This window comes from Pseudomonas sp. Irchel 3F6, from assembly GCF_900187595.1.
Taxonomy (GTDB): Bacteria; Pseudomonadota; Gammaproteobacteria; order Pseudomonadales; family Pseudomonadaceae; genus Aquipseudomonas; species Aquipseudomonas siliginis.
On record NZ_FYDP01000006.1, the window covers coordinates 57,809 to 79,714 of the forward strand.

The window sequence follows — 21,906 nt, forward strand, 5'->3', positions numbered from 1 at the left end:
GCGTTCCAGGGCAGGTCAGTGGGCCCGGGCTATCCGTGGTCAGGTGGGCCATGTCCGAATCTTCGCAATTTTTCGCAACTTCGACGGATGCGTGCGGCCTGGTTTCAAGCGTTCCATGAACGCATTTTCGCGCAGGGCTGGCAATTCGACTTATGGTCGAGTCATCCGTTTTCGTGCAACCAAATCCGTAGCGGACAGGCTTCAGGCTCCGATGTTCGAGGTATACCCGGTCCTGTGTCGTTGGGCTGTTTCAGACGCTAATGGTGCATGTTCAGACGCAAAACTATTCATTTGCTCGCCACACTCTTGTGAAGTTGTGAAAACCCGTTTTTTTCACGCTCTTTTGAAGACGTGAACCTCAAAAAGGGCTGCCTTGGCCTGGCACCTGCCCGCTAGGGCAAAACAACGCGGTGGCCGAGCGAATGACAGCTCTGCAGATTCGCGAAAAGCGGGTTTTTGCCGGAAGAACAGGCAAGCGCGCCAACTTCACTCGATCTGTGTGGGCGGCTCTCTGTGGGCGATTTTGATGTCGATGCATGCGCATTGACGCTGTTGCGGGGCCCGATCAGGAGACGTCCTTATAATCGGGGGGAGATTGTAGCGAAGAAATGCGCGCAGTTGCTCGTGTTTAATGACTTTTATTAGGCATCCGGTCAGATGCTCAACTGCACCTGACCCCGTGCGCGCATTTGTCGCGGTACGACCCGGGCGCTGGCGGGCAGCGGCTGGTTCAGCCAGGTCAGGCGGATTTCTTCGATTTCCACCCAGTCGTCGCCCATCGGTTGCAGGCTGCACTTCTTGAAGGCCTGGCAATGACCGTTGCGGTCGAGCAGGGCAAAGCTGCGATGCAGCGGGCGTGGGGCGAACAGCGAGATCAGATAACGCATGGCAGAGTTCCTTGAAGGAGGACTGCTGTGAAGCTTGCCGGTGGGCCGTGACGTCGCGGTGTATGGACGGTGAAGAATGTGTGACAGGAACCGCTTTCGGCGGGGTTTGTCAGACATTTCAGTATTCACTGTGCGACGCTGGTTACGCGCAGTGGCCCACCGCTATACTGCCGGCCTGTTTGTGCCTGATTCTGGAGAGAAGAGCATGTTGCAACGCCTGTTGTTCGGTTTGATCACTGTCGCCGGTTTGACCCTCGCCGGCTGCGCCCACAGCCCGCAACAACTGAATCCGGAGCCAAAGCTGACCACGCAATTGCCAGCGGTCGGTCGCGGCCAGCCTGTCATCGTGCGTGTGGTCGACGGTCGTCCGTCGCCGACCCTCGGTACCCGTGGCGGTCTGTATCCGGAAACCAGCGCCATCACCGTGCAGCGCGAGCAGATCCTGCCGAAGCTGCAGGCCCAGGCCGAAGCTGCCGTACGTCTGCTCGGCTTCACCCCGACCACCAGCGCACCTAACGCGCCGCAGCTGACCGTGACCCTGGCCGAGCTGAAATACCAGTCGCCGAAAGAAGGCATGTACGTGACCGAAGCCACCATCGGTGCGACATTCCGCTCCGACGTGCAGAACGCCAACCGCCGTTACAGCGGCCGTTACGGTGCGTCGCTGGACCAGCGCTTCGGCATGGCGCCGAATCAGGAGACCAATACCAAACTGGTCAGCGATGTATTGAGTGACGCACTGACGCGTCTGTTCAAGGACCCGACCGTGGGTCAGGTGCTCGCTGAGTAAGCTTGCGGCGAATATGAAAAAGCCCGGGGCCAGTGATGGTTCCGGGCTTTTTTGTGGATCTGAGATTTGTGTCGTATGGGAAATCGATTCCCCTCACCCCAGCCCTCTCCCGAGGGAGAGGGAGCCGATCGCGTGTGCTTCAAAACCTGAATTCGGCGCGGTATCTCATGTCGGCGTATCTACCGCAAACACCTCGGTCAGTCCCCTCTCCCCAAGGAGAGGGAGCCGATCGCGTGTGCTTCAAAACCTGAATTCGGCGCGGTATCTCAAGTCGGCGTATCTACCGCAAACACCTCGGTCAGTCCCCTCTCCCTCTGGGAGAGGGCTAGGGTGAGGGTCTTTTGACGTTCAGGCAGCCTGAGAATAAAAATCGAGCACGCTCACGCCAGTCAACAAATCTGTCTCGGGCAGGTCCGCATGCTGATGCCCGCCCAGCGCGCAATACACCAGCCAGTGCCGATCCTGCACGTTGAAGGCAAGGCTGCCGATCAGGCTTTGCTGGTCGTCGTAAGGAGTGATGAGGTACAGGCGATCCTGGTTTTCCGCGTGCAGCATGTCGCATTCCATTCGGGTTTCGAGGCGCGCAGGGTGAAGCATCCACGTGACGATGCCATGACACAGGACAGCCATCGGTCGATTGTCAGGTTATTTGTCGCAAAGGCTGGGGCAGGGCGTCAGGGTTTGGGTAGAATCCGCGCCGCGGTCGTCGGTCTGGCGTCTGCCACACCGGTTAAGTTCGAGGTCTGTGATGTCGCTGCACTTGATGACGCTGTTTACCGCCCATCCCGCCAAGTTGATCAACCTGCTGGCCTTGCTGCTGGCCTTTCCCGGCAGCTGGCTGCTGCACGCGACCCGCCGCCGTGAGCAACGCGCCCAGGCCAGTCTCGCCGCCCAGCGCCAGGCGCAGCCCAATGCCGAGCCGATGCTCGATTGGGCGACGTTGCGCATGAACCGGTTTTTCTATCGCTTCGGATTTGCTTGCCTGGGCCTGGCCCTGATCGTCTCGTGGATCAGCACGCGCTTCTGAAAGCAAAAGCAAACCCTGTGGCGAGGGGATTTATCCCCGCTGGACTGCGTAGCAGGCCCCGTTTTTCTCAGGTAAAAACTTGGGAGCGCTGCGCACTCCAACGGGGATAAATCCCCTCGCCACAGCCGTTGCCTACAGCGGCAACCCAGCCTTGACCCGATACTGATTGCGCACCGGCGTCGCATATTGCAGCACCAGGTACGGACGATGCTCAGCGGGGCAGGCGTCCAGACGGCTTTGCCACTCATCCTGCGCCTTGGCCAGTTCGTCAGCCGGGAACACCTCGGCCGCCGTCGGCACATTCAGTTGCGGATCGGCATCCGCCCACTGCGCGTACGCCAGGTAATGCACCGGGAACAGCCGGTAGCCGCCGAGAATCTGCTTGTCCATCTCGATCGCCAATTGCTTGGTGTCCTCGAACACCTCAGTGATCGGCGCGGCAAAGTTCACGTGGACCCGGCCCTTGTAGCCGGTGATGCCCTTGGCAATGCTCACGTCATCCTCGCCCGGCGCCTTGGCGTAGGTGCCGGTGGTGGCGCGGATGTAGAGTTCGCGGGCCTTGGCCTGGTCGCAGGGGTCGTACTCATAGCTGATCGACACCGGCGTCACGTTGAGCGAGCGGATCACTTCGCCGAACGGCTCGTCCTTGCGGCTCATGTGGAACATCTTGAGGATCGCCGACTCGGTGCGGTCGTCGCCGTCCTTCGCCCGACCTTCAGCCTGAGCAATCCAGATCGAGGCGCAATCGTTGCGGATCGAGTGATTGATGTACGCCGACAGCAATTGATACGCCGCCATTTTTTCGCGACGGCCGGTGATCGAACGGTGGACGATGAAGCTCTTGTTCAAGCGCATCAGGTCACTGACAAACGGCTTCTGCAGCAGGTTGTCGCCAATCGCGATGCGCGGCGTCGGCAGGCCGGCGTGGTACACCGCGTAGTTGACGAAGGCCGGGTCCATGACGATATCCCGGTGGTTGGCGATGAACAGGTAGGCGCTGCCGGACTTGAACTGCTCGACACCGGTATAGGTCACGCCGTCGGTGGCGCGCTCGATGGTGTGGTCGACGTAGAACTCGACTTTGTCCTGTAAGGTAGCCACGGAATTCACGTCGGCAAACTCACGACGCAGCCGATGGGCTATAAGAGGTTTGAGCATCCAGCCGAAGGCACCGGCAAAACGCGGGAAGCGGAAGTGGGTGAGGATATCTAGAAACGCCTTGTCGCCGAGCAGCCTTGCCAGTACCGCAGGTACTTCGCTGTCGTCGTAAGGTCGGATGGCATCGAATTCGCCCATCATGCTCTCTTGTTGGAAACGGCTAGGGTAAGTAAAGGGTTTGATCGAAAACCCGCAGGGCACGGTCTGAAAAGTAGCCAGACAAAAATAGCCCTGCAAATAGACCGGCGATTATACGCACAAGTCACTTGGGAGACCGCGATGCTGGAAGATGCACGGTATGAATGTCCGTATTGCGGTGAGGAAGTCGAGACCACGCTGGATTTGTCCGGCGGCGATCAAACGTATATCGAAGACTGCCAGGTGTGCTGTCGTCCGATCACCTTTGTCCTGCAAGTCCATGAAGACGAGTGGCATCTGGAAGTCTTCAGCGAAAACGAGTGAGGGCCGCGTATGCAGCGCATCTACGAACCGGCGAACCTGATGGAAGGGGAGATGCTCAAGGGCATGCTCGCCAACGAAGGAATCGAGGCGCACCTGATCGGCTGTGATCTGGTGGGCGGTACGGGTGAACTGCCGATCTTCGGCCTGCTCGGGCTGTCGGTGGATAACGATCAGGCCGAATACGCCCGCGAGCTGATCAACTTGTACAATGCCGCGCTGCCGCTGCACGGCGACGAACCGGAGAGCTTCCCCGGGACGCTGGTCTGTTAGGCTGGCGCTGGTTTTATTCAGAGTTATGTTGCCCCATGTGTGGACGTTATGCCCTGTTTCGCTGGAACCGCGACTTTGCGGTCCTGCCAGGTTTTCCCGCCGATCAACAGGCGCAGTGGAACATTTCCCCCAATGATTCGGTGTTGATGCTGCGTGCCGACGAAGACGGCCAGCGCACGTTGGCCCGTGCGCGCTGGGGCCTGACACCGCCGTGGCTGACCGATCTGTCGAAGACCCCGGCCCATGCTCGCGCCGAAACCGTGGCCGAGCAGCCGATGTTTCGTGAGGCGCTGCGTCTGCGGCGTTGCCTGCTGCCGGCCAACGGTTTCTACGAATGGCGCGGCACCCAGCGCAAGCGACCGTACTGGTTGACGCCGGGGGAGGGCTCATCGTTGTTTTTCGCCGCGATCTGGGAAGCGTATCCGGTGCAGGAACAGGTCTGGCTGAGCACGGCAGTGATCACTCAATCGGCGGCGAGTCAGCGGCGACCGTTGATTCTCGATGAAGCGGGGCAGGCTGCCTGGCTTGATCCCGAAACGCCGCTCCATGTGTTGCAGGGTTTGCTCGCCAGTGAACCGGCGGCGCTGCGTGAGCGGGTGTTGGCGAATCTGGTGAATGATCCGAAGTTGAACGGGCCGGAGTGTTTGACCCCGGCTTGATTTGCGTGGATCAAAAGCCCCTCACCCCAGCCCTCTCCCGGAGGGAGAGGGAGCCGAATGGGGATACTTCAGAGGTACACCGACCTGAACGATCTGTTGTGAATCCATAATCGACTGTTTTTTTCAGGTCGATGTATAGCGCAAGACATCGCGGTCGGTCCCCTCTCCCTCCGGGAGAGGGCTAGGGTGAGGGGCTCTTGATCTTTCAGACCTTGAACTGATTGATCAACCGCCGCTGCTGTTCCGCCAGTTTGGTCAAGCCGGCGCTCGCCGAGCTCGATTCATCCGCACCGCCGGCCACTTCATTCGCCACCTGACCGATGTTGATCACGTTGCGGTTGATGTCGTCGGCCACTGCGCTTTGCTCTTCTGCCGCACTGGCGATCTGCGTGTTCATGTCGTTGATCACCGACACGGCCTGGGTGATCGTCTCCAGCGCTTCGGCCGCTTTCGCCGCGTGCTGCACGCTTTCGTCGGTGCGGTTCTGGCTGTCTTCCATCACGCGCACCACATCGCGCGTGCCCTGTTGCAACTGCTGGATCATGCTCTGGATTTCTTCGGTGGCCTTCTGGGTTTTCTGCGCCAGATTGCGCACCTCATCCGCGACCACGGCAAAACCGCGACCCTGCTCGCCGGCCCGGGCGGCCTCGATTGCCGCGTTCAGTGCCAGCAGATTGGTCTGTTCAGCGATGCCGCGAATGGCGGTGAGGATGGCGTTGATGTTTTCGCTGTCCTTGGCCAGGGTCTGCACCACCTCGACAGCCTTGCCGATTTCCACCGCCAGTACGCCAATCGAATTCGAGGTGTCACGGACGATCTGCATGCCCTGGCTGGCGGCCTGATCGGCGTGGCTTGCCGCTTGTGCGGCCTGGGTGGCGTTGCGCGCCACATCCTGGGCGGTGGCGGTCATTTCCTGCACCGCTGTGGCCACCTGATCGATTTCGGCCATTTGTTTCTGCACGCCGATGTTGGTGCGGATGGCGATGTCGGCGGTGTGTTCCGAGGAATCGCTGACGCTCTGCACCGAGGTCACCACTTGGGTGATCATCGCCTGCAACTTGCCGAGGAAGGTGTTGAAGCCTTTGGCAATCGAGCCCAGTTCATCGCTGCGGTCGCTGCTCAAGCGCCGGGTCAGATCGCCTTCGCCCTGCGCGATGTCATCGAGCATGGCGACCATTTGTTTGAGTGGCCGCGCAATGCCGTGGCCCACCAGCCAGATCACCAGCAGGCCGATGCCGGCGATGATCAGGCCGACCATCGCCATGCCGAAGGTGTCGGACTTGCGCTGGGCATCAAGATCAGCCTGCAGGGTTTGCAGATCGGCCATGACCGCGTTGAGCGGCAATTGCAGCATCAGTGTCCAGCGTGCGTCGGTCTGGCCGATGCCGAACGGCAGGTACAGTTCGATGCGGCCCTTGGCCTGATTCACCGAATAGGTGACCTCGTCGCGCTTGAGGTTGGCGAGATTGCTGGCCTGTTCGGCGTCGAGGATGTCGCTGACTTTTTCACCGAATTTGCTCGAGTCCTTGGTGTAGGCAACGATCCGCCCATTGCCGCCGACCAGGGCCATTTCACCGGCGCCGCTGTAAAGCTTATGGTTGGCGGCGAGGAGCATGTCCTGAATGAAGTTCACCGAGAGGTCGGCGCCGACGATGCCCTGGAACGCCCCGTTGACCATGATCGGTTCAATGAACGAGGCGAGCATGACGATCTTGTCGCCGACCTTGTACGGTGCCGGGTCGATCACGCAGGCTTTCTTCGTCTCTTTCGAGCACAGGTAGTACTCGCTGGCGCGCACCCCGGTGGACAAGGTTTTCTGATCGTCGACATCGGCCAGTTTGTCCACGCCCAGACTGCCGTCGGTATTGCGGAACCACCACGGCAGGAAACGTCCATTGGCTGGATCGATACCGACCACGGCGCTGCCGATGTAGGCCGCGTCATTGTGGTCCAGTGCGTTTTTTTCCCAGCCGATGTAGGTGCCGAGAACCTTCGGGTTCTTTTCTACGTTTTCCTTGATCAGGCTGATCAGTTGCTCGCGGCTGACGCTCAGGCGCGGCTGGCCGTCGGCGCCGGTTGTACCGAGCAGGGCGTTGACGCGCACCAGGCCGCCGGCAATCAGCAGCGGCGCTTCGAGTTCGCGCTGGATCTGGCTGACCTGGGTCTGCGCCAGCGAGGTCAGGCGCTGTTCGATGACTTGCTCGAACTGCGCCTGGGTGCGCTGTTGCACCATTTCTTGAGTGCGGGCGCCGGAGAACAGCGCGTACAGCACCAGCGCCGCGACCACGCTGAGGACGATGGCGCCGGCCAGGGCGGCGACGGAAAACTGGATCGACTTGAACTTCATGGGAGCTCCGCACGCAAGAGGACAATCTGCGAGGGATTTATCGGCGGGGTGTGCGGGGCCATGAGAGACGTTGGTCGGAATCGCCGCGCGATGTCGCTGATGGATCGATGCACGGCGGATTCAATGCGCGTCGAGGAATTTCCAGCCAGTCTTGCGGCCTTAGGTGGATGTACGCGCAATGCGTCCGTTGTATCTGGCGCCAATACAATTAGCCGCCTAGGATACGCCTCAGGTTTTCAGGGAGCTTTTGAATGAACAAGACATTAGTGGTAAGTGCTTTGAGCGCAGCGCTGTTGCTGGCCGGTTGTCAGTCGGTCAACACCACCAGCGGCGGCGCCGTGGGCGTGGAGCGCAAGCAGTACATGTTCAGCATGCTGTCCTCGCAAGAGGTCGACCAGATGTACGCACAGTCGTATCAGAAGACTGTCGGCGAGGCGTCGAGCAAAGGTGTGCTGGACAAGACCAGCCCGGAAGCCAAACGCGTGCAGACCATCGCCAACCGCTTGATCGCCCAGGCGCCAACCTTCCGCCCGGACGCGGCGCAGTGGCAATGGGAAGTCAATCTGATCAAGAGCGATGAGCTCAACGCCAACTGCGGTCCCGGCGGCAAGATCATTTTCTACACCGGGCTGATCGACAGCCTGAAACTCACCGACGATGAAATCGCTGCGGTCATGGGCCATGAAATCGCCCACGCCCTGCGCGAGCACGGCCGTGAGGCGATGTCCAAAGCCTATGGCATGGAAATGGCCAAGCAGGGCGCCGGCGCTTTGTTCGGTCTGGGCCAGGACAGCCTGGCGCTGGCCGACACCGTGGCCAACTACGGCATGACCTTGCCCAACAGCCGCGCCAACGAAAACGAAGCCGACCTGATCGGCCTGGAACTGGCCGCCCGCGCCGGTTACAACCCGAACGCGGCGATCACCCTGTGGGACAAGATGAGCAAGGCTTCCGAAGGCGCGCCACCGGAATTCATGAGCACTCACCCGGCATCCAGCAGCCGCATTGCTGCGTTGCAGGCAGCCATTCCGAAGGTGATGCCGTTGTACGAAAAAGCCCCGAAGTCCTGAGCCAATGATCGTTCCCACGCTCTGCGTGGGAATGCAGCCCGGGACGCTCTGCGTCCCATTGGAACGCGGAGCGTCCCTTGAGGCATTCCCACGCAGAGCGTGGGAACGATCCTTCAAATCCCCTCACCACAGGTTTTGGGTAGTTCAGTAGACGGGGTTAAACCCAGCCGCTGCTCTGCATCGCTTTATAAACCGCAACAATCGCCAGAATCATGAACGCCGAAGCCGCGAGGCGGCGGATCAGGGTCAGCGGCAGTTTCTCTGCGGCAAAGTTACCCGCCAGTACCACCGGCACGTTGGCAATCAGCATGCCCACTGTGGTGCCGATGATCACCAGCCAGAGTTCCGGATATTGCGCGGCGAGCATCACCGTGGCGATCTGGGTCTTGTCGCCGATTTCCGCCAGGAAGAATGCGATCAGTGTGGTCAGGAACGGCCCGAACTTGCGCGCCGTGCTGGCCTCGTCGTCATCCATCTTGTCCGGGACCAGTGTCCACAGTGCCGTGGCGGCGAAGCTGGCGGCGAGGATCCAGTGCAGAACGGCGTCGGAGAAGAAACTGCCGAACCAGGCGCCTACCGCACCGGCTGCTGCGTGGTTGGCCAAAGTCGCGGCGACAATCCCGGCAATGATCGGCCAGGGTTTGCGAAAGCGAGCGGCGAGAATCAGCGCGAGCAGTTGCGTCTTGTCGCCGATTTCGGCCAAGGCAACGATAGCGGTGGGAACGAGTAGCGAGTCCAGCATCAGGGATTTCCTAAGGGGCGGGTCGACACGGCTATGACACGTACAGCCTTCCCGCCCCGGGTAAGGTGTGCGTGTCATAGGTCTTGTCAAACCCTGCGATCCGTCTGGTGCGGACGCTTGGGTCGCATACGCCATGATCTGAGGATCAAGTATGTTGACGTATGCCGGACGAGCTTGGCGCTCGTGGGAGACTACTCCCCTAGGACGGAGCGGATTCTGCCTAGGCAAATCCGATTGGGCAAGAACAAATTTTCAACCGCGCTTGGCCCGGTAAATCCGGAAACCGTTGCCTTCAGCCTTGATCGCACACACGCCCAGGTGCTCCTCGATCAACGGCTGATACTTGAGAAAGCTGTTCGCCACAAGGCGCAGTTCGCCACCGTTTTTCAGATGTTTGGCCGCTTTTCGCAGCAGGTTCTCCGTAGCGAAATAATCGGTGTGCACGCCGACATGGAACGGCGGATTGCTCAGAATCGCGCTCAAACCCATCGGCGCGGCATCGATGCCGTCGCCGGTCAGCACTTCCGCCTCCAGGCCGTTGGCGGCCAGGGTCAGACGGCTGCTGGCGGCGGCGAACGCGTCGACATCCAGCAACGTCACCTGATTGTGCGGATAGCGACGTTTCACCGCAGCCCCGAGCACGCCGGCGCCGCAACCGAAATCGAGCAGATGGCCGCTCGGCAGTTTGTCCAGATGCTCCAGCAGCAGGGCGCTGCCGCGATCCAGTCGACCGTGGCTGAACACGCCCGGCAAACTGATGACTTTCAACGGCCCTTCGGCCAGGGGCAGTTCGTAGGTCTGCGCAAGACTTTCCAGGGATTTCGCTTCAGGCGCATTGGCCACGGTGACTTGCCAGAGCTGGCAGTGCCGGGCGCTGTCGAGTTTACGTGGCTTGCCAAACGGATTGAGCTGTTTGGATGCGCCTTCGATGCCGCTGCGTTTTTCCCCGACCAGAAACACCTCACGCCCGGCCAGACGCGACGCCACGGCGTTGAGGATGTAATCGGTGAGGTCCTTGGATTTGGGCAGGAACACCACAGCGCTGTCGAACTCACGCTCGGGCACGTTTACGCCGAACTGGCTGCGGCCCTCGAAACGTGCATCCAGCGCGGCTTGATCGCCAGCGTGCCAGCACCAGCCGAACGCATTCGGCAGACGCCCGAGCAAATCATCGGCGGGCAGGCCGGCCAACAGCAGCGAACCCTGGAATAACTCGGCCTGACGAAGCAGTACTTCACTGCGCGGATCCATAACTGCTCCTTGAAAAAAAGTGCCGCAGTTTATCAACTGACGACCCGCAGCGCCTCACCGCTGAAGAACGCCTGGGCGTTTTCGCTCAGTTGCCCGACGATACGCTGGCGTGCCTCGCGGCTGCCCCAGGCGTTGTGCGGGGTGACGATCAGGCGCGGGATATCGGCGGCGAGCAGCGGATTGCCCTGGGTCGGTGGCTCGACACTCAACACATCGGTGGCCGCACCGCCGAGATGACCGCTGCGCAAAGCGTCGGCCAGCGCCTGCTCATCGATCAGGCCGCCCCGGGCGGTATTGACCACAAATGCGCCAGGCTTCATCGAGGCCAGTTCGCGGGCGCCGATGAAATGCCGGGTGTGCTCGTTGAGCGGGCAGTGCAGGGTCAGGGCGTCGATCTGCGGCAGCAGTTCTTCCAGCGGCAGGCGATCCGGTCGAGCAGGGCGCCCCGGAATCTGTCCGAGCAACACACGCATGCCGAACGCTTCGGCCAATCGCGCCACGGCGCCACCGAGCTCGCCATGCCCGAGCAGGCCGAGGGTTTTGCCTTGCAGTTCGACGATCGGGTAGTCGAGCAGGCAGAACTGTTTCGCCTGCTGCCAGCGGCCTGCGCTCACAGCTTTCTGATAGTCGGCCAGGCGCGTGGCGAGGTTGAGCAGCAGCATGATCGTGTGTTGCGCCACCGACGGCGTGCCGTAAGCCTGGCAATTGCACACGGTGATGCCGTGGGTGCGGGCGGCAGTGAGGTCGACGTTGTTGGTGCCGGTGGCGCTGATCAGGATCAGTTTCAGTTGCGGGTTGGCGGCTATGGCAGCAGCGTCGATCACGACTTTGTTGGTGATCGCCACACTGGCGCCGTGCAGGCGTTCGCTGACCTGTTCCGGCAGAGTCTGGGCGAACAGCTGCAAGTCGCTGAAGCATTCGCGCAACGGACCGAGGTCCAGATCGCCGAGATCCAGCGAAGGGTGATCAAGGAATACCGCGCGGCGCGTGTTCGTCATCAACTGTACCTTTTGTGCTGTGAGCGGAGGGCGTACTCTGCCGAGCCTACCAGATGAAACAATTGGTTACTCGACACCGAGATGCCTTGAACTCTTGTGGGAGCGAGCCTGCTCGCGAAAGCTCTGGCCCAGTCAACATCTCTGTTGGCTTACCCAGCGCTTTCGCGAGCAGGCTCGCTCCCACAGGGAAAGCATTCGGCAATGAGCCCAGTGTGAACATTCGAATCCTGAGGAGCCCCCATGTACTGGACCGAGTTCTTGACCGTTGCCCTGATCCACTTGCTCGCCGTCGCCAGCCCTGGCCCGGACTTTGCAGTCGTCGTGGGCGAGAGCGTGACCCACGGGCGCCGCGCCGGCACCTGGACCGCGCTGGGCGTGGGCTCGGCGATTTTCCTGCATGTCGGCTATTCGTTGCTCGGCATCGGTCTGATCGTGTCGCAGTCGATCGTGCTGTTCAACGCGCTGAAGTGGGCGGCGGCGGCCTACCTGCTGTACATCGGCTTCAAGGCCTTGCGCGCGCAACCGGCGAAAACCGTCAGCGATGATTTGCACCGGGAAACCGGCGTACGCACCGCGCGGGGCGCGTTTACCTCGGGCTTCGTCACCAACGGCCTGAACCCGAAAGCCACGCTGTTTTTTCTCTCGCTGTTCACCGTGGTGATCAACCCGCACACACCGCTGGCGGTGCAGGCCGGTTACGGCGTTTACCTGGCGGTGGCGACGGCGATCTGGTTCTGCCTGGTGGCGATGCTGTTCAGCCAGCAACGCGTGCGCGCCGGCTTCGCCCGCATGGGCCACTGGTTCGACCGCACCATGGGCGCGGTGCTGATCGCTCTCGGCGTGAAAATCGCTTTTACCGAGATGCACTGACCGGGCCGCATTGTTCTCTTGCAGGAGCTGACGAGTGCAACGAGGCTGCGATCTTTTGATCTTGTCTTTTCATAAGCAAATCAAAAGATCGCAGCCTTCGGCAGCTCCTACAGGGGCCATATCCAATTTCCCGATACCTGGGGTGCTGGCGCAAAGCTAGCATTTGTACGGCTCTGCAAATCATTCCTTTGGCTGATTTGACTGTCATGCAGGCGCACTAGAGTACGAATCTCTCCGCCAACACCGTGCAGTCAGAAAAGGGATTCTTATGTTGCAGACTCGGGTCATTCCGCCGGCCGATGGGGCCTACCAGTATCCATTGCTGATCAAACGGTTGCTGATGTCCGGCGCCCGTTACGAGAAAACCCGCGAAATCATCTACCGCGACCAGTTGCGCTATAGCTATCCGACCCTGATCGAGCGGGTTGCGCGGCTGGCCAACGTGCTCACGGCTGCCGGGGTCAAGGCCGGTGACACCGTGGCGGTGATGGACTGGGACAGCCACCGTTATCTGGAATGCATGTTCGCCATTCCGATGATCGGCGCGGTGATCCACACCATCAACGTGCGTCTGTCGCCAGAACAGATCCTCTACACCATGAACCACGCCGAGGACCGCTTCGTGCTGGTCAACAGCGAGTTCGTCGGGCTGTATCAGGCCATAGCGCCGCAGCTGACCACGGTGGAGAAAACCCTGCTGCTGAGCGATCTGCCGGAGAAAACCGCAGCGCTGCCGAACCTCGTCGGCGAATATGAGCAACTGCTGGCCGCTGCGAGTGCGCAATACAATTTCCAGGACTTCGACGAAAACTCGGTCGCCACCACGTTCTACACCACCGGCACCACGGGCAATCCGAAAGGCGTGTATTTCACCCATCGGCAATTGGTGCTGCACACCATCGGCGTGGCGACGATCATGGGTTCGATCGACAGCGTACGGCTGCTCGGCACCAACGATGTGTACATGCCGATCACGCCGATGTTCCACGTCCACGCCTGGGGTTTGCCGTACGTGGCGACCATGCTCGGGCTCAAGCAGGTTTATCCGGGGCGCTACGATCCGGAGTATCTGGTGGAGTTGTGGCGCAAGGAGAAGGTCACCTTTTCCCATTGCGTGCCGACCATCCTGCAGATGCTGCTCAACGCCAAAGCCGCGCAGGGTGCCGACTTCGGCGGCTGGAAGATCGTCATCGGCGGCAGCGCACTCAATCGCAGTCTTTATGAAAACGCCAAGGCCCGTGGCATTCAGCTGACAGCCGCTTACGGCATGTCGGAAACCGGGCCGCTGGTGTCCTGCGCGCACCTCAACGACGAACTGATGGCCGGCAGCGAAGACGAGCGCACCACTTACCGGATCAAGGCCGGTGTACCGGGGCCGTTGGTCGAAGCGGCGATTGTCGACGGCGACGGCAACTTCCTTCCGGCCGACGGTGAAACCCAGGGCGAACTGGTGCTGCGCGCGCCGTGGCTGACCGAAGGCTATTTCAATGAACCGCAGAAGGGCGCCGAGCTCTGGGCCGGTGGCTGGTTGCACACTGGTGACGTCGCCACGCTCGACAGCATGGGCGTGATCGATATTCGTGATCGCATCAAGGACGTGATCAAGACCGGCGGCGAGTGGATCTCCTCCCTTGACCTCGAAGACCTCATCAGCCGCCATGCGGCGGTACGCGAAGTAGCAGTGGTGGGCATCGCCGATCCGCAGTGGGGCGAGCGCCCGTTTGCCTTGCTGGTGGTCCGCGAAGGGCAGGTGATCGGTGCACGGGAACTGAAGGAACACCTCAAGCCGTTCGTCGAGCTGGGACACTTGAGCAAGTGGGCGATCCCCAGTCAGATCGCCCTTGTTACCGAAATTCCCAAGACCAGTGTCGGCAAGCTCGACAAGAAGCGCATCCGCCTCGACATCACCGAATGGCAGGCCAACAACAGCACCTTCCTTTCGACACTGTAAGTGACTGCTGGCGCGCCGAAACCGGCGCGCCAGACCCACCAAGCAAGCGCTTGGCTTGTGAAATCGAAAAAATAAGCCATCCTTGCCGTGCCGACGTGTGTCGGACTGGCGAAAGGACTGTTCCAGAGTGGTTGGCGGCTGCAAATCACACTTTAGAGGGATCAAGCACTACCACCCGCTGGCTATAGTCCGCTCAAGGACTTTTTGAAAACGGAGCACACGCACTGAACGGGGCGAGCAACTCTGGAACGATTTCGGGCAGCCCTGGCGCCCGGTCCTCCACAGCGTTTTTAAAAGTACTCACTGCCATAACAATAATGCACATGGAGTAGCGTCGATGACCTCAGTAAACCAGTTCTGGCGCCGGGCGAAACTGCCTCTGGCGGTCAGTCTTGCCTCCTCGCTCGCCGGGCCTGCATTCGGCGTCAGTTTCAACGTCGGTGAAATCGAAGGCCAGTTCGACTCGTCCCTGTCGATCGGCGCCAGTTGGTCTACTCAGAGCCCGAACAAGAACCTTATCGGCGTCAACAACGGCGGCCGTGGCCTGTCGCAGACTTCCGATGACGGGCACGCCAACTTCAAGAGCGGCGAAACCTTTTCGAAGATCTTCAAGGGCATCCATGACCTTGAATTGAAATACGGCGACACCGGCGTGTTCGTCCGTGGCAAATACTGGTACGACTTCGAACTGAAGGACGAGAGCCGCGAATTCAAGGACATCAGCGACAGCAACCGCAAAGAGGGCGCCAAGTCCTCCGGCGGGCAGATCCTCGACGCCTTCGTCTACCACAACTACGCGATTGCCGATCAGCCGGGCTCCGTGCGTCTGGGCAAGCAGGTAGTGAGCTGGGGTGAAAGTACCTTCATCGGCGGCGGCATCAACTCGATCAACCCGATCGACGTCTCCGCGTTCCGTCGTCCGGGCGCCGAGATCAAGGAAGGCCTGATTCCGGTCAACATGTTCTACGTGTCGCAGAGCCTCACCGATAACCTCTCGGCCGAAGCGTTCTACCAACTGGAATGGGACCAGACCGTCGTCGACAACTGCGGCACCTTCTTCTCCCAGCCGGACATCGTTGCTGACGGTTGCGACAGCAATCTGCGCGTACTGAACAAGCGTTCGCAGATTCCGGCGATCGCTTTGGGGCCGTTGGCCGCCAACGGTGTGAACGTCGACCAAGAAGGCGTGCTGGTGCGCCGTGGGCCGGACCGTGACGCGCGCGACAGCGGGCAGTGGGGCGCGTCCCTCAAATACATGTTCGAGCCACTCGACACCGAGTTCGGCGCCTACTTCATGAACTACCACAGCCGTGCGCCGATCTTCAGTGCAACCGGCGCACCGCAGTCGGTCTACAACACTGCCGCCGCGCTGCCGGGGCCGTTCGCCGCACTCGCACCCCTGCTGGTCGCGGGCAACTCGAACTACTTCATCGAATACCCGGAAGACATTCGCCTCTACGGTCTGAGCTTCTCCACCACTCTGCCTACCGGTACGGCGTGGAGCGGTGAGATCAGCTATCGTCCGAACGCGCCGGTGCAACTGAACTCCACCGACATCCTGTTTGCCGGCGTGCGTCCACTGGGCGGCGCGCTGACCAACGCTTCGTTGCTCACTGGCGTGCCGGGTCAGGACCTGCACGGCTATGAGCGCAAGGAAATCACCCAGATCCAGACGACCTTCACGCACTTCTTCGATCAGGTCATGGGCGCCAGCCGTCTGACCCTCGTCGGTGAAGTCGGCGCCACCTACGTCGGTGGCCTGGAAAGCCGTTCCGACAAGCGTTACGGCCGTGATCCGGTCTACGGTCCGGGTGAGTTGCCGGCTACTGGCACAGTCGATACCTGCGCCAACATCCTCAACAACAGCACGATCAACGGCGCCGGTCCCGGTTCGCCGCAGAACAACCGCAGCCGCAATTGCGAAAACGACGGCTTCACCACGTCGATGTCGTGGGGCTACCGTGGTCGGGCGATCTGGGAATACAACGACGTGTTCGCTGGCGTGAACCTGAAGCCGAACGTGGCCTGGTCCCACGACGTCAGCGGTTACTCGCCAGGCCCTGGCGGCAACTTCGAGGAAGGTCGCAAAGCGGTCAGCCTGGGCGTCGACGCCGAATACCAGAACACCTACACCGCGAGCCTGGCTTACACCAATTTCTTCGACGGCAAGTACACCACCGTGGATGACCGCGACTTCGTGGCGCTCAGCTTCGGCGTGAACTTCTAAGCACTGCATTTCAGGACGAACGAATTTATGAAAATAACAAAGAGTCTGTTCCACGCCGGTGTTCTGGGCCTGTCGCTGCTGGCGACCAGTGTCATGGCGGCGGTGCCTGCTGCCGAAGCGGATAAACTGGGCAAGAGCCTGACGCCGATGGGCGCGGAAATGGCCGGTAATGCCGACGGTTCGATCCCGGCCTGGAAACCGCTGCCAAAAAATGCCGGCAGCGTCGACAGCAAGGGCTTCCTGTCCAACCCTTACGCCAGTGAGCAGCCGCTGTTCACCATCACCGCCAAGGATGTCGACAAGTACAAGGACAAGCTTGCGCCGGGCCAGTACGCGATGTTCAAGCGCTACCCGGAAACCTTCAAGATGCCGGTCTATCCGTCCCATCGCGGCGCCACCGTGCCGGATGACGTGTTCGCCGCGATCAAGAAGAACGCCACCAGCACCAACCTGGTGTCCGGCGGCAACGGTCTGGAAAACTTCGATACCGCCGTACCATTCCCGATCCCGAAAACCGGTGTGGAAGTGATCTGGAACCACATCACCCGCTATCGCGGCGGGAGCGTGACCCGTCTGGTGACCCAGGCCACGCCGCAACCGAACGGCTCGTACAGCCTGGTGTACTTCCAGGATCAGTTCGTGTTCCGCGACAAGATGAAGGATTACGATCCGGCGAACCCGGGCAACATCCTGTTCTACTTCAAGCAGAAAGTGACCGCGCCGGCGCGTCTGGCCGGTGGCGTACTGCTGGTGCACGAGACTCTCGACCAGGTCAAAGAGCCACGCTCGGCGTGGGTCTACAACGCCGGGCAGCGTCGTGTGCGCCGTGCACCGCAAGTGTCGTATGACGGCCCGGGTACTGCCGCCGACGGCCTGCGTACCTCGGACAACCTGGACATGTACAACGGCGCGCCGGATCGTTACGACTGGAAGCTCGAAGGCAAGAAAGAGATGTACATCGCCTCCGACAGCTACAAACTCGACGATCCGAAACTGAAGTACTCGGACATCATCAAGGCCGGTCACATCAACCAGGACCTGGCACGCTACGAGCTGCGCCGCGTCTGGCACGTGGTCGCGACCCTGAAGGAAGGCCAGCGCCACATCTACGCCAAGCGTGACTTCTACATCGACGAGGACACCTGGCAGGCAGCGGTCATCGACCACTACGACGGTCGTGGCCAACTGTGGCGTGTAGCCGAGGCACATGCCGAGAACTACTACGACAAGCAAGTGCCGTGGTACGCCCTCGAAACCCTCTACGACCTGCAGTCCGGCCGTTATCTGGCACTGGGCATGAAGAACGAAGAGAAGCAGGCGTATGACTTCGGCTTCACCGCCACCACCAGCGACTTCACCCCGGCCGCTCTGCGTCAGGATGGTGTTCGCTAAACCTGCGTAAACCCGAGGCCGCATCCTCGTGAAAACGCCCCGACCGGTTCGGGGCGTTTTTTTGCGTGCGGTTTCACGCCGCACCGCTCATGTAGGAGCTGCCGAAGGCTGCGATCTTTTGATCCTGTTTTTGATTCTGGAAAAAGCAAAGTCAAGAGATCGCAGCCTACGGCAGCTCCTACACGGATTCATCGTGGTCGCGATTGGTCGGTGATGCCGGATTTTGGCGGCGCTGTGTAGGCTTTTTGTAGCCATTTGTAGCAGTGACCTTCATTACCTCTTCGTTTAAGGCTAGGCTGCGGACATCTGCAACGCCGCCAATCGCCTTCGAACAAGAGCCGGCCATGACTGATCTGTCCCCACTTCCGGGTCCCGCAAGCATCACCGTCGCAGCACTGGACGGGCGTTTTTTTCGCCCGCCGCTGCCTGATGGCTATGTCTTGCGGCCGCGCCTTTGCCAGCGTCTGCAGGCCGGGCTCGGAGGTCGGTTGCTGCTGGTCAGCGCCCCGGCCGGGTTCGGCAAAAGCTCGCTGGCGGTGGAGTTCTGTCAGAGCCTGCCGGCGCATTGGCAAAGTCTCTGGCTGGGCTTGAGTCCACGTGACAGCGATCCCGGACGTTTTCTTGAGCGCTTGCTCGAAGGTCTGCAGGACTACTTCCCTGCGTTGGGCGCTGGCGCTCTTGGTCTGCTGAAAATGCGTCAGCGTCATCAGCCATTCGCTTTTGAAGAATGGCTCGACGGTCTGCTTGATGAGCTGGCGCTGCATCTCGATCCTGCTGCACCGCTGCTGCTGGTGCTCGACGACTACCACCTCGCCCAAGGGCCGGTGCTGGATCGTTGCCTGCAATTCTTCCTCAATCATCTGCCCGATGGCTTGCTGGTGATGGTCACCAGCCGTCAGCGCCCGGACTGGCATCTGGCGCGTCTGCGCCTGTCGCGGCAGTTGCTCGAGCTGCACGAACAGGATTTGCGCCTGACCCACGACGAGGCCCTGACCTTGCTCGATCGCCACAGCAGCTCACTGCGCGGCGAAGCACTGGAAAGCCTGATCCAGCGCAGCGAAGGCTGGGTCGCCGGCCTGCGCTTCTGGCTGCTGGCGGTGGCCGAGGCGGGCAACGATGCCGCGCTGCCGCAAGCACTGAACGGCGGCGAGGGGTTGATACGCGACTATCTGCTCGAAGAAGTCATCGATTGCTTGCCGGCCGAAGTGCAATCGTTTCTCTACGAAACCGCACCGCAGGAACGCTTTTGCAGCGAGCTGTGCGACGCGGTCCGCGAAGCCCATGACAGCGCCGAGATCCTGCGCTTTCTGCTCGCCCATCAGGTGTTTCTGGTGCCGCTGGACGAGCACGGTCACTGGTACCGCTATCACCATTTGTTTTCTGACTTGTTGCGCAGCCGGCCAATCGCCCAGGCGATGGTGCCCAACGCTACCCTGCATTTGCGCGCCTGCCGCTGGTTCAATGCGCAGGGCCTGCTCGACGAAGCGGTGGAGCAGGCGTTGCGTGCCGGGCATCTCGACGTCGCGGCGAATCTGGTACAGAACCTGTCCGAAGAACAGCTGCTCGCCGAGCAGAACGTCGGCATGCTGCTGCGCTGGAAAATGGACTTGCCCGACAGCCTGCTGATCAGCACGCCACGACTGATCGTGCTCTACAGCTGGGCGCTGGGGCTGGCCTGTCAGCTCGACGCCGCTGAAGAGCTGGCCAGCCATTTGAGCCGTTTCCTGCCGGCGCCTTCGGCCACCGCGCAAAAATCCATGCTGGCGCAATGGCTGGCGCTGAGCGGGATCATCGCTCGCGGGCGCGGCCATCGCGAACTGACCCTGCGTTATTGCAGCGAAGCACTGGAGAGCCTGCCGGCCAAGCGTTATGGCCAGCGGCTGATGTGCCTGTCGACCTTGTCCAATCTGGCGATCGCCGACGGCGATCTGTGGCGCGCCCGTGGCCTGAACCGTGAATCCCTCGAGCTGGCGCAACGGGTCGGCAATCCATTATTCGAAGCGTTGGCGCATTACGACAGGGCGCGGGTTCTGCAATCGCGGGGCGAGATTCTGCGTGCGCTCGATGAAGTGCATCAGGGCCTGGAGCGGCTGCGCGGTCTGTCGCCGCAACGCCTGTACGCCGTACGCGCGCGGTTGACGTTGTACGAAGGTTTCCTGCTGGCGATGCGTTTGCAGCCGCAAGCCGCACGCGTGCGTCTGCTGGCCGGCATTGGCGAGGCGCGCGCCTGTCGCGACATCAGCGTGCTGATCGGGCACTGCGTGATCGCTCGCTTGGACGGCGCCAGTGGCGAATTCGCCAAGGCCTTCGCCGAACTCGCCGAAGCCGAACGCCTGATGCACATCTGGGACGTACCGCCGATCTACTATCTGGCGATGATCACCCTGGTCAAATGCGAACTGTGGCTGGCCCAGGGCCGGATTGATCTTGCCGAGGCGTGGCTTGCACGATTGGGCCAGACCTACACCGGCGAACACGCTGCGGCACCGCCAGAGTTTCATCCGCAGCTGCCGCTGCATGTGGAACTGCAACAGGCGCTGCTTGATGTGATTCAGGGGCAACCGATGCTCGCCGAAGGGCGGCTGAACGTGTTGCATGAAAACGGCCAGCGGACCGGCCGGCAGTTGCTCAGTGTGATGGCGTTGACGCAGAAGGTGGCGCTGTTGCTGTCCAGTGGACGCGAGCCCGATGCGCGCAAGGTGTTGAGTCAGGCGCTGGAAGCTGCGGCCGGCGGCGTCTTCCAGCCCTTCGATGCGCTGCTGAAAAGTCATGCCGACTGGATGCGCGGGCAATTGCAGGCGCTTTCCTGCCACGCCGTCAGCCAGCAATTGCTCACACAGTTCCCAACAGCCGCGCCGCGACCGAGCGTAGAAAGCTCAACTACCGAACAACTCAGCAGCCGGGAATTGGCCGTGCTGCGCCTGATCGCCCAAGGCTGTTCCAATCAGGAAATCAGCGAGCAGTTGTTCATTTCCCTGCACACCGTGAAAACCCATGCCAGCCATATCAACAGCAAGCTCGGGGTTGAGCGGCGTACGCAGGCGGTGGCGCGGGCGAAGGCGTTGGGGTTATTGCTCTAGCGACGGTAAAATTCGCCATCGGCCGTTGCCAACGGCGTTGACCCTGTCCAGGATTTTTCCATGACCACGCCCAGCCCTGCGCTTATCCGCGAAACCTTCCCCGTCGGCCCGCTCCAGTGCAACTGCACGGTCATCGGCGACCCACTCACAAAAAAAGCCATCGTCGTCGATCCCGGCGGCAACCCGGACCTGATCATGGCGCGTCTCGATGCGCATGGCCTAAAAGTCGTGAGCATCATCCACACCCACGCCCATCTCGATCACTTCCTTGCTTCCGGCCAAATGAAGGAGAAAACCGGTGCGACCCTGCATCTGCACAAGGAAGACCAGTTCCTCTGGGACAACCTTGAAATGCAATGCCAGATGTTTGGCGTGCCTTACACCCCGGTGCCGTCGCCGGATCGTTGGCTGAGCGATGACGAAGAACTCGCCTGCGGTTGCGGCGTGGCCCTGCACACGCCGGGACATACACCCGGTTCCATGAGCTTCTGGTTTTCCGAGGCTAAGCTGTTGATAGCCGGCGACACGCTGTTTCGTCGCGGGGTAGGGCGCACGGATTTGTGGGGTGGCGATCAGGCGACCATCGTGCGTTCAATCAAGCAGCGGCTGTATACGCTGGACGAGGACGCAACGGTTGTCACCGGGCACGGCCCGGACACGCGTCTGGGTGATGAGATGCGCGAGAACCCGTTTGTGCGTGCCTGAATTTTTTGTCACGGGCAGCG

At 61.0% G+C, this 21,906-nt stretch carries 19 protein-coding genes, 1 pseudogene and 1 riboswitch; of the genes and pseudogenes, 12 read left to right on the forward strand and 8 right to left on the reverse strand.

Annotation, left to right across the window (positions count from 1 at the left end; translation table 11 throughout):
* Window positions 1–653: 653 nt before the first annotated feature.
* Window positions 654–887 carry a hypothetical protein gene (locus CKW30_RS19645; RefSeq protein ID WP_095181664.1) on the reverse strand — a complete coding sequence of 78 codons (234 nt, stop codon included), beginning with the start codon at window positions 885–887 and terminating at the stop codon, window positions 654–656.
* 205 nt (window positions 888–1,092) lie between these two features.
* Between CKW30_RS19645 and CKW30_RS19650 the strand changes: the two genes are divergently transcribed.
* On the forward strand, window positions 1,093–1,677 hold the full coding sequence (locus tag CKW30_RS19650) for a YajG family lipoprotein (RefSeq protein WP_039761315.1): 585 nt from the start codon (window positions 1,093–1,095) through the stop codon (window positions 1,675–1,677).
* Between the two features lie 348 nt (window positions 1,678–2,025).
* Here CKW30_RS19650 and CKW30_RS19655 read toward each other — a convergent pair whose 3' ends face one another.
* Window positions 2,026–2,232: a hypothetical protein gene (locus CKW30_RS19655; RefSeq protein WP_095181665.1), complete on the reverse strand. Its 207-nt coding sequence runs from the start codon at window positions 2,230–2,232 to the stop codon at window positions 2,026–2,028.
* A gap of 193 nt (window positions 2,233–2,425) precedes the next feature.
* Here CKW30_RS19655 and CKW30_RS19660 point away from each other — a divergent pair, with 193 nt between their 5' ends.
* Entirely contained in the window at window positions 2,426–2,704 is a 279-nt protein-coding gene (locus CKW30_RS19660) for a hypothetical protein (RefSeq protein WP_016770663.1), read from the forward strand.
* Between the two features lie 132 nt (window positions 2,705–2,836).
* Here CKW30_RS19660 and CKW30_RS19665 read toward each other — a convergent pair whose 3' ends face one another.
* Window positions 2,837–4,003, reverse strand: a complete 1,167-nt coding sequence (locus CKW30_RS19665; protein WP_041479984.1) for a 1-acyl-sn-glycerol-3-phosphate acyltransferase — start codon at window positions 4,001–4,003, stop codon at window positions 2,837–2,839.
* 138 nt (window positions 4,004–4,141) lie between these two features.
* Here CKW30_RS19665 and CKW30_RS19670 point away from each other — a divergent pair, with 138 nt between their 5' ends.
* From CKW30_RS19670 to CKW30_RS19680, 3 genes are read left to right on the forward strand one after another with little or no spacing between them, the layout of a single operon-like run.
* Entirely contained in the window at window positions 4,142–4,324 is a 183-nt protein-coding gene (locus CKW30_RS19670) for a CPXCG motif-containing cysteine-rich protein (RefSeq protein ID WP_041479983.1), read from the forward strand.
* A 9-nt stretch (window positions 4,325–4,333) separates the two neighbouring features.
* Window positions 4,334–4,594, forward strand: a complete 261-nt coding sequence (locus CKW30_RS19675) for a putative signal transducing protein (protein WP_041479982.1) — start codon at window positions 4,334–4,336, stop codon at window positions 4,592–4,594.
* Window positions 4,595–4,629: 35 nt separating this feature from the next.
* A complete protein-coding gene (locus CKW30_RS19680) occupies window positions 4,630–5,253 on the forward strand; it encodes an SOS response-associated peptidase (protein ID WP_095181666.1) in 624 nt (207 codons plus the stop codon).
* 205 nt (window positions 5,254–5,458) lie between these two features.
* Here the strand turns inward: CKW30_RS19680 and CKW30_RS27965 are convergent, their stop codons facing one another.
* Together CKW30_RS27965 and CKW30_RS27970 are read right to left on the reverse strand one after the other, a co-directional pair.
* Window positions 5,459–6,301 carry a methyl-accepting chemotaxis protein gene (locus CKW30_RS27965; RefSeq protein WP_370593580.1) on the reverse strand — a complete coding sequence of 281 codons (843 nt, stop codon included), beginning with the start codon at window positions 6,299–6,301 and terminating at the stop codon, window positions 5,459–5,461.
* Between the two features lie 12 nt (window positions 6,302–6,313).
* Window positions 6,314–7,600, reverse strand: a pseudogene (locus CKW30_RS27970) (HAMP domain-containing protein); the annotation flags it as partial.
* Between the two features lie 251 nt (window positions 7,601–7,851).
* Here CKW30_RS27970 and CKW30_RS19690 point away from each other — a divergent pair.
* Complete coding sequence (locus tag CKW30_RS19690; RefSeq protein ID WP_016773242.1) at window positions 7,852–8,670, forward strand: M48 family metallopeptidase; 819 nt, start codon at window positions 7,852–7,854, stop codon at window positions 8,668–8,670.
* Between the two features lie 157 nt (window positions 8,671–8,827).
* Here the strand turns inward: CKW30_RS19690 and CKW30_RS19695 are convergent, their stop codons facing one another.
* The 3 genes from CKW30_RS19695 to CKW30_RS19705 form a co-directional block, all read right to left on the reverse strand.
* Window positions 8,828–9,412: a TMEM165/GDT1 family protein gene (locus CKW30_RS19695; protein ID WP_016773243.1), complete on the reverse strand. Its 585-nt coding sequence runs from the start codon at window positions 9,410–9,412 to the stop codon at window positions 8,828–8,830.
* Window positions 9,413–9,501: 89 nt separating this feature from the next.
* A riboswitch (yybP-ykoY riboswitch) is annotated at window positions 9,502–9,624 on the reverse strand.
* 40 nt (window positions 9,625–9,664) lie between these two features.
* Window positions 9,665–10,663, reverse strand: coding sequence for a class I SAM-dependent methyltransferase (locus tag CKW30_RS19700; RefSeq protein ID WP_056790248.1), 999 nt, complete (start codon window positions 10,661–10,663; stop codon window positions 9,665–9,667).
* A 32-nt stretch (window positions 10,664–10,695) separates the two neighbouring features.
* Window positions 10,696–11,661: a 2-hydroxyacid dehydrogenase gene (locus tag CKW30_RS19705; RefSeq protein ID WP_095181668.1), complete on the reverse strand. Its 966-nt coding sequence runs from the start codon at window positions 11,659–11,661 to the stop codon at window positions 10,696–10,698.
* Between the two features lie 240 nt (window positions 11,662–11,901).
* Here CKW30_RS19705 and CKW30_RS19710 point away from each other — a divergent pair, with 240 nt between their 5' ends.
* From CKW30_RS19710 to CKW30_RS19735, 6 genes are all read left to right on the forward strand, one after another.
* Window positions 11,902–12,531, forward strand: a complete 630-nt coding sequence (locus tag CKW30_RS19710) for a LysE family translocator (protein ID WP_095181669.1) — start codon at window positions 11,902–11,904, stop codon at window positions 12,529–12,531.
* 268 nt (window positions 12,532–12,799) lie between these two features.
* Complete coding sequence (locus CKW30_RS19715) at window positions 12,800–14,482, forward strand: fatty acid--CoA ligase (RefSeq protein WP_095181670.1); 1,683 nt, start codon at window positions 12,800–12,802, stop codon at window positions 14,480–14,482.
* Between the two features lie 337 nt (window positions 14,483–14,819).
* Entirely contained in the window at window positions 14,820–16,709 is a 1,890-nt protein-coding gene (locus tag CKW30_RS19720) for a DUF1302 domain-containing protein (protein WP_056790239.1), read from the forward strand.
* Window positions 16,710–16,736: 27 nt separating this feature from the next.
* Window positions 16,737–18,101, forward strand: a complete 1,365-nt coding sequence (locus CKW30_RS19725; protein WP_024014265.1) for a DUF1329 domain-containing protein — start codon at window positions 16,737–16,739, stop codon at window positions 18,099–18,101.
* A 344-nt stretch (window positions 18,102–18,445) separates the two neighbouring features.
* Entirely contained in the window at window positions 18,446–21,181 is a 2,736-nt protein-coding gene (locus CKW30_RS19730) for a LuxR C-terminal-related transcriptional regulator (protein WP_095181671.1), read from the forward strand.
* A 60-nt stretch (window positions 21,182–21,241) separates the two neighbouring features.
* Entirely contained in the window at window positions 21,242–21,886 is a 645-nt protein-coding gene (locus CKW30_RS19735) for an MBL fold metallo-hydrolase (RefSeq protein WP_095181672.1), read from the forward strand.
* Window positions 21,887–21,906: the final 20 nt, after the last annotated feature.